This window comes from Microbacterium sp. 13-71-7 (genome assembly GCF_002257455.1).
In the GTDB taxonomy this organism is placed as follows: Bacteria; Actinomycetota; Actinomycetes; order Actinomycetales; family Microbacteriaceae; genus Microbacterium.
The window spans coordinates 1-7,463 of sequence record NZ_NCKN01000200.1; the positions used below are offsets into that span (position 1 = coordinate 1).

Annotated in this window: 7 protein-coding genes and 1 tRNA gene; 4 read left to right on the forward strand and 4 right to left on the reverse strand. The window is 67.9% G+C overall.

Translation table 11 applies throughout. From position 1 onward, the window contains the following. On the forward strand, positions 1 to 1,783 hold a 1,783-nt coding region (gene acs, locus B7X32_RS16180), incomplete at its 5' end, for an acetate--CoA ligase (protein WP_292721879.1). Between the two features lie 84 nt (positions 1,784 to 1,867). On the opposite strand, the gene B7X32_RS16185 is transcribed toward acs, so the two are convergent. Then, positions 1,868 to 2,326, reverse strand: coding sequence for a RidA family protein (locus B7X32_RS16185; RefSeq protein ID WP_105686253.1), 459 nt, complete (start codon positions 2,324 to 2,326; stop codon positions 1,868 to 1,870). After that, complete coding sequence (locus B7X32_RS16190) at positions 2,323 to 2,547, reverse strand: hypothetical protein (RefSeq protein WP_292721883.1); 225 nt, start codon at positions 2,545 to 2,547, stop codon at positions 2,323 to 2,325. Before B7X32_RS16190 ends, B7X32_RS16185 begins: the two co-directional genes overlap by 4 nt. A 74-nt stretch (positions 2,548 to 2,621) precedes the next feature. On the opposite strand from B7X32_RS16190, the gene B7X32_RS16195 reads away from it, so the two are divergent. Next, entirely contained in the window at positions 2,622 to 5,213 is a 2,592-nt protein-coding gene (locus B7X32_RS16195; RefSeq protein ID WP_292721885.1) for a penicillin-binding protein, read from the forward strand. Positions 5,214 to 5,215: 2 nt separating this feature from the next. Then, positions 5,216 to 6,151 carry a metallophosphoesterase gene (locus tag B7X32_RS16200; protein ID WP_292721887.1) on the forward strand — a complete coding sequence of 312 codons (936 nt, stop codon included), beginning with the start codon at positions 5,216 to 5,218 and terminating at the stop codon, positions 6,149 to 6,151. A gap of 54 nt (positions 6,152 to 6,205) precedes the next feature. Here B7X32_RS16200 and B7X32_RS16205 read toward each other — a convergent pair whose 3' ends face one another. Both B7X32_RS16205 and B7X32_RS16210 read right to left on the reverse strand, forming a co-directional pair. Beyond that, complete coding sequence (locus B7X32_RS16205; RefSeq protein WP_292721889.1) at positions 6,206 to 6,532, reverse strand: hypothetical protein; 327 nt, start codon at positions 6,530 to 6,532, stop codon at positions 6,206 to 6,208. A 57-nt stretch (positions 6,533 to 6,589) separates the two neighbouring features. Further along, the gene (locus B7X32_RS16210) at positions 6,590 to 6,901 is read right to left on the reverse strand and encodes a hypothetical protein (RefSeq protein ID WP_292721891.1); all 312 of its coding nucleotides are present in this window, start codon (positions 6,899 to 6,901) and stop codon (positions 6,590 to 6,592) included. Between the two features lie 314 nt (positions 6,902 to 7,215). Between B7X32_RS16210 and B7X32_RS16215 the strand changes: the two genes are divergently transcribed. After that, a tRNA-Pro gene (locus B7X32_RS16215) sits at positions 7,216 to 7,292 on the forward strand. The last annotated feature ends 171 nt before the right edge of the window (positions 7,293 to 7,463 follow it).

Genomic DNA, 7,463 nt, shown 5'->3' on the forward strand with positions numbered 1-7,463 from the left:
GACTGGTCGACCCCGCGTTCGCGAAGTGTTCGCCGACGGCGAGATCAACGTCGCCTACAACTGCCTGGACCGCCACGTGGAGGCCGGCAACGGCGACCGCGTCGCCCTGCTCTGGGAGGGTGAGCCCGGCGATGAGCGGCGCATCACGTACGCCGAGCTCACCGATGAAGTCAAGCGCCTCGCGAACGTGCTCGAGGGCCTCGGCGTCGGACACGGCGACCGCGTCGCCATCTACCTGCCGATGATCCCCGAGGCGGTGGCCTCGATGCTCGCGGTCGCCCGTATCGGCGCGATCCATTCGGTCGTCTTCGGCGGTTTCAGCGCCGACAGCCTGCGCTCGCGGATCGACGACGCCGGGGCGAAGGTCGTCATCACCGCCGACGGCGGCTACCGCAAGGGCAAGGCTTCCGCGCTCAAGCCCACGGTCGACCAGGCGCTCGCCGATCGCGGCGAAGGCGAGCAGAACACGGTCGAGCATGTGATCGTGGTCAAGCGCTGCGAGAACGAGATCGACTGGGACGACGAGCGCGACCTCTGGTACAGCGACGTCGTCGGTGCGGCATCGAACGCGCACGAGGCTCGGGCGTTCCCCGCCGAGAACCCGCTGTTCATCCTCTACACCTCCGGCACCACCGGGAAACCCAAGGGCATCCTGCACACCTCGGGCGGCTACCTCACCCAGGCGTCGTACACGCACCGCGTCGTCTTCGATCTGAAGCCGGAGACGGACGTCTACTGGTGCACGGCCGACATCGGCTGGGTCACCGGACACTCGTACGTCACGTACGGACCGCTCGCGAACGGCGCCACCCAGGTCATGTACGAGGGCACGCCGGAGACCCCGCAGCAGGGACGCTGGTGGGACATCGTCCAGAAGTACGGCGTCACCACGCTCTACACCGCCCCCACGGCGATCCGCTCCTTCATGAAGCTCGGCCGCGAGATCCCGAACCAGTACGACCTGACCTCGCTGCGGCTGCTCGGCTCGGTCGGCGAGCCCATCAACCCCGAGGCCTGGATCTGGTACCGCGACGTCATCGGCGGCAGCCGCACGCCGATCGTGGACACCTGGTGGCAGACCGAGACCGGCGCGATCATGGTCTCCCCTCTCCCCGGCATCACCGCGACCAAGCCGGGCTCGGCGCAGGTGGCGCTGCCGGGCGTGTCGATCGACGTGGTCGACGACGACGGCAACCCTCAGGGTGCGGGCGGCGGCGGGCTCCTGGCGATCACCGAGCCGTGGCCGAGCATGCTCCGCGGCATCTGGGGCGACCCGGAGCGCTTCAAGGAGACGTACTGGGAGAAGTTCGAGAAGCAGGGCTACTACTTCGCCGGCGACGGCGCGCGCTTCGACGAGGACGGCGACCTGTGGCTGCTGGGCCGCGTCGACGACGTGATGAACGTCTCCGGCCACCGCCTCTCGACCGCCGAGATCGAGTCGGCGCTCGTCGCGCACGAGGCCACCGCCGAGGCCGCCGTGGTCGGCGCCTCCGACGAGACCACGGGCCAGGCGGTCGTCGCCTTCGTGATCATCAAGGAGAGCTACCTCAAGGCGCACGCCCCCGAGGGGCTCGCGCAGCTGCTGCGCGGCTGGGTCGGCGAGCAGATCGGCCCGATCGCGCGTCCGCGCGACGTCTACATCGTCGGCGAGCTGCCCAAGACCCGCTCCGGCAAGATCATGCGCCGCCTGCTGCGCGATGTCGCAGAGGGCCGTGAGGTCGGCGACACCACGACGCTCGCGGACACGATGGTGATGTCGACCATCTCGGCGCAGGTGAAGTAGGTTCCCGTACTCGTCGAACGGTCCGGATCCCTGGACGACAGAAGGGGCGCTCTCCGCGGAGAGCGCCCCTTCTGTCGTGAAGACTCAGGCGAGGGTGAAGACGACCTCGACCTCGACCGGGCTGTCCAGAGGCAGCACGGCCACGCCGACCGCCGCGCGGGCGTGCTTGCCGGCGTCGCCGAAGATCTCTCCGAGCACCTCGCTCGCCCCGTTGATCACGCCGGGCTGTCCGGAGAACGACGGGTCGGACGCGACGAAGCCGCCCACCCGGAGCACACCGCCGAGACGGTCCACGCCGCCGGCCGCGTCGGCCGCCGCCGCGATCGCGTTGAGCGCGCACAGGCGCGCGAGCCCCTTGGCGTCCTCCGCGGGGATCTCCGCGCCGACCTTGCCGGTCGCGGGCAGGGATCCGGCCACGAACGGCAGCTGGCCGGAGGTGTGGACGAGACCCGCGTGCACACGTGCCGGCACGTAGGCGGCCACCGGAGCGGCGACGGACGGGAGCTCGATGCCGAGCTCGGCGAGACGGGCGCTGATGGTCATGCGGATTCTCCTTCGAACTGACGCGAGGCCTCTGCCGCCGCGGAAAGGCCGGTGTTGGCGGCCGCATCGCCGCCGACCGGGCGCTTGAGGTACGCGACGAGCCCGCCCTCGGGCCCGGTCACCACCTGCACCAGCTCCCAGCCCTGCTTGCCCCAGTTGTTCAGGATGGCGGCGGTGTTGTGGATCAGCAGCGGTGTGGTGAGGTATTCCCACGTGGTCATGGCTCTCCCGGAGGGACGGACGCGCTCTGGCGCGTCAAAGTTTGCGTTCAGGGAACTCCCCTACGATCAAGCGTATGCCTCAGACCAAACGCACGCTCACCGGTGTGCTCAGCGGCCTGGCCGGCCTTGTCGGTCTCAGCGTCGTCGCCGGTGTGCTCGTCACGGCCACCGTCACTCCGGTGTTCGCCGTCACCGGTGCTGCCGCCGCTCAGTCGATCGACCTGTTCGAGGGTCTGCCCTCGAATCTGAAGGTCGACCGCCCGATGCAGCCGACCACGATCTACTCCAAGGACGCCAACGGCGCCGATCAGGTCATGGCGCGCTTCTACGATCAGAACCGCATCCCGGTGAAGTACGACCAGGTCGCCCCGGTCCTGTACGACGCGCTGCTGGCGAGTGAGGACAAGAACTTCTACTCGCACGGCGGCATCGACATCACCGGCACGCTCAAGGCGATCGTCGGCAATGTGAGCGGATCCGCCACCAACGGCGGTTCCTCCATCAGCCAGCAGTACGTCAAGAACGTCCTGCTGCAGGAGTGCGAGCAGGGCGTCCCCCTCAAGGACAAGGATCGCGACGCGAAGCTGAACCAGTGCTGGCTCGACGCGGCCTCCGCGGTCGGCTCCAAGGGCATCGCGCGCAAGCTGCAGGAGATCCGCTACGCCACGGCGATCGAGAAGCAGTATTCCAAGAACGACATCCTCATCGGCTACCTGAACCTGGTGAACTTCGGCGGCACGACGTACGGCATCGAGGCCGCGGCGCAGCGCTACTTCAGCGTTTCCGCCCTGCAGCTGAACGCCGTGCAGGCGGCGACCCTCGTCGGCATGGTGCAGAACCCGAACGCCTTCCGCATCGACCTGCCCGGCGGCACGTACGACTGCGACAAGGACGGCAACAACTGCAAGAACTCCCAGGCCGACGGCTACCACGACACGCTCGTGCGCCGGAACTACGTGCTCAACCGCATGGAGGTGCTCGGCAAGATCACCAAGGCGGACTACGAGGCCGCCAAGGCGCAGCCGATCACCCCGGCCATCAAGACCCCGACCTCGGGTTGCGGCGACGCGGGCGGCAACGCGTTCTTCTGCCAGTACGTGAAGGCGACGCTCGAGAACGACGCCTCGCTCGATTCCGTGCTCGGCCCGACGAAGGATCGTGCGGACAAGCTCCTGCGCGGGGGCCTGAACGTCTACACGACGCTCTCCGCCCCGATGCAGAGCGCGGCGCTGCAGGCGATGGCCGACCACACCACCCCGACCATCCCCGGCATGGACTTCGGTGCGGCCGCGACGACCATCGATCCCAAGACAGGCCGAATTCTCGCGATCGCACAGAACACGGGGTTCACCGAAGAGCAGTCAGACACAGCCACAAGCGGGCTGACGCAGTACGTGTATGCCGCGGACTCCGCGCACGGTGGAGGCATCGGCTTCTCCGTGGGTTCGACGTACAAGATCTTCACGCTCATCGACTGGCTGGAGAAGGGCCACTCGGTGCGTGAGACCCTGGCGGCTCCCGTGAAGAACTACACCATGAAGTGCGGCAACTCCACGATGTCGACGGACACGCCGATCAAGAACTTCAACAACCAGAGCGGCTACACCGGCACGCCGATGGAGTTCACCCGCGACTCGCTGAACAGCGGCTTCCTCTCGATGGCCTCCAAGCTGGACCTCTGCGAGATCAACCAGGTCGCGCAGCGCATGGGCGTGCACCTAGGCGACGGCGGCAGCGTCACGGATCAGAACGTGCCGTTCGATGTGCTCGGCTCGAAGAACATCGCGGCGCTCGACATGGCATCCGCCTACGCGGCGGTCGCCAACAACGGCACGCGTTGCGCGCCGTATGCGATCGACAAGATCACCGGCCCCGACGGCACCGACATCCCCCTCCCGCCGCCGTCCTGCACCGAGGTCATCAAGCCCGAGATCGCGGCGACCGCCGCCTTCGCGCTGAAGGGCGTCATGGATCCGGGCGGCACCGGATCGCGTGCGAACCCCGGTGACGGCACGCCGCTCATCGGCAAGACCGGAACGCACGAGAGCGCGCAGACGATGCTGGTGGATTCCTCGACCGCGGCGACCACTGCGGTGTGGGTCGGCCAGGCCAACGGCGACGCCGACATCTACAACTACTACTCGCACGACGTCAACGTCCCCGATATCCGATACGGCCTCAGCCGCCAGATCACCGCGGCGGCGGATGCCATCTTCCCCGGGAGCCCTTTCCCCAGCCCGTCCCAGAGCCTGCTCAAGCAGTCGTACACGAACCTGCCGAGCGTGGTCGGCATGACGGTCGACCAGGCCACGCAGACGCTCGAGGGGTCCGGCTTCTCGGTCACGGTCGGCCCCGCCGTGCAGAGCAATCTGCCGACCGACCAGGTCGCCCAGCAGGATCCGGGTCCCGGTCAGGCCGTCACGGGCAGCACGATCACGATCTCGCCGAGCAACGGTCAGGGCGTCCCGGTGCCGAACGTGGTCGGCAAGACCATGGGCGATGCCGCGACCGCGCTAAAGGATGCCGGCTTCAACTCCGTGAAGGGTACGTGCACACCCGGCAACGGCGACGACTCCGGCACCGTCTCCGCGACGACCCCCGCCGCCGGCACCCCGGCGCCGAAGGGCTCCTCCGTCACGCTCAACTACGTGAAGAAGAACTGCTGAGGATGACGACCTCTCGCACCACCCGTTCGGCCCTCATCGCACTCGGTGCGGTGGGGGCCGCCGGTGTCGCGGCCGCCACCTGGGGCATCGGCATCGAGCGCTATCTCTTCACGCTGCGCCACGCCACGGCGCGGGCGCTGCCGGCGGGGTCCCGTCCGCTGCGGATCCTGCATGTCTCCGACGCGCACATGGCGCCCTGGCAGCATCGCAAGCAGCGCTGGCTCGCCTCGCTGGCGGAGCTGCGCCCCGACCTCGTCGTGAACACGGGAGACAACCTCGGCCACGAGGACGGCCTCGAAGGCGTCCGCGCGGCGTTCGCTCCGTTCGCGGGGACGCCGGGCGTCTTCGTGCACGGCTCCAACGACAAGTTCGGTCCGTCGCCCCGCAATCCGTTCCGCTACTTCATGGGCCCTTCGGCGCGCTCCATCTCGGCGCCGAAGCTCGACACCGAGGCCCTGGACCGCTTCTTCTCCGACGACCTCGGCTGGGTCGACCTGGACAACGCCGCGGCGACCCTTCAGGTCGCCGGATCCCGGGTGGATCTGTTCGGCGTCGACGATGCCCATCGCGACTGGGACGAGCTCGACGCGCTTCCCCCGGCGATCGACGCGCTGGGATCACGCCCTGCCGGCGTCCCCGTCCTCGGCGTCACTCACGCGCCGTACCAGCGCGTGCTGAACGCGTTCACGGATCTGGGCGCGGACGCGATCCTGGGCGGCCATACGCACGGCGGCCAGGTGTGCGTCCCGGGCTTCGGCGCGATCGTCGCGAACTGCGACATCCCCCTGAAGCAGGCGAAGGGGCTGAGCACCTGGTCCCACGCCGGCCGCACGGTGCCCCTCAACGTGAGCGCCGGCTGCGGTCACTCCATCTACGCGCCGGTCCGCTTCGCGTGCCGTCCCGAGGCGACCCTGCTGACCCTGCTGCCGCGGGCCTGACGGGATCGCTCTGGACGGTTCTCCGCCCTGGCTCGTTGAGGGACGCCCCGCTGGTCAGGCACCGAGGATTCTGTATCCGCCCTCCTCGAGGGCCGCGACCAACCTCTCCACACGAAACCAATCGCTGGCGGTCGCCGACGCGTTGGCGCCGTTGTTCGACCAGATGACGCGAATCTGTCCTGGCCCTCGCAGGATCATCTCGATCTCTTCGTGTGGAATCCAGGTCTCCGCGCCGAGGAGTCTGAACGAGAGTCCCTCCCGGTAGATGGAGAGGCGACAAGGGAAGGGCCAGCCGACATTGACGGGAAACGCCCCGGTTCGAACGCCGAGTCCAAGCGGGCGGAACGTCGACAGCGGTGACCCCGATGGTCGTTCGAGCATCGCATTCATCCTCTCTGAGCCGGATCGGTTCCGCTCGAGAGGTTCAAGAGGCGAAGTTCATTCATCGAACCGGTAGCCCGCCGCGACGAATGCCCGACGGATCTCGTCCATCCCGGTGACGGAGTTGATGATCGCCGTGCCGGTGAGCCAACGGATACGGATGAATCCCGGCCCTCGCTCCAGACTCTCCACCTGTGCGCGCGCCACATGCGTTCGCAGGTTGAAGACGTAGAGCTCCAGATGACTGAAGGAAATGGTGATCCCCCGCGGGAAAGGCCACCCCGCCTTTGCGGGAATGGGAAAATCCGCCTTCGTCACTCCGATCGAGAAGGGATGGAATTCATACCGAGCCTCGCTCATCTGCATCACCCCTCACACCGCCGGCAGCGCCGCCCTCAGCCGAACTCACAGGACGCCGAAAACGTATGGACGTCATGTATGAGACAGCTGACCGCTTGCTAGGCGGAGGCTGTGCCTGCAGGATCCGAGGAGGCGGCGTGCCTACGACGGGCGGCCGCCGCTGACGGCGACGCGCACTCCGCGTCCGGACCAGCCGATCCGCAGGACCGCCAAGGCGATCCTCTGGCCCCGCCCCGGGCAACAGACTCGTCCCGCGCGCCACGCGCGGGTTCCACCTCGATTCGCTCCCCGGCTTCCCACCGTATAGACTTGAACGGTTGCCACGGGGTGTGGCGCAGCTTGGTAGCGCGCTTCGTTCGGGACGAAGAGGCCGCAGGTTCAAATCCTGTCACCCCGACCAACGACAGAGGGACCGGCCCGCAGGGTCGGTCCCTCTGTCGTTGTTTCGTGATGTCGGGCGGGCCCCCAGCGCGGCTTATAGGCCAGAACGTGTGGATGGTTTGGGCGTGTCATCTGTTGCGGAGCCATCCGGTTCGGTTCCAGAGGCCTTCTTCGGGGTTGATGCCGGTGT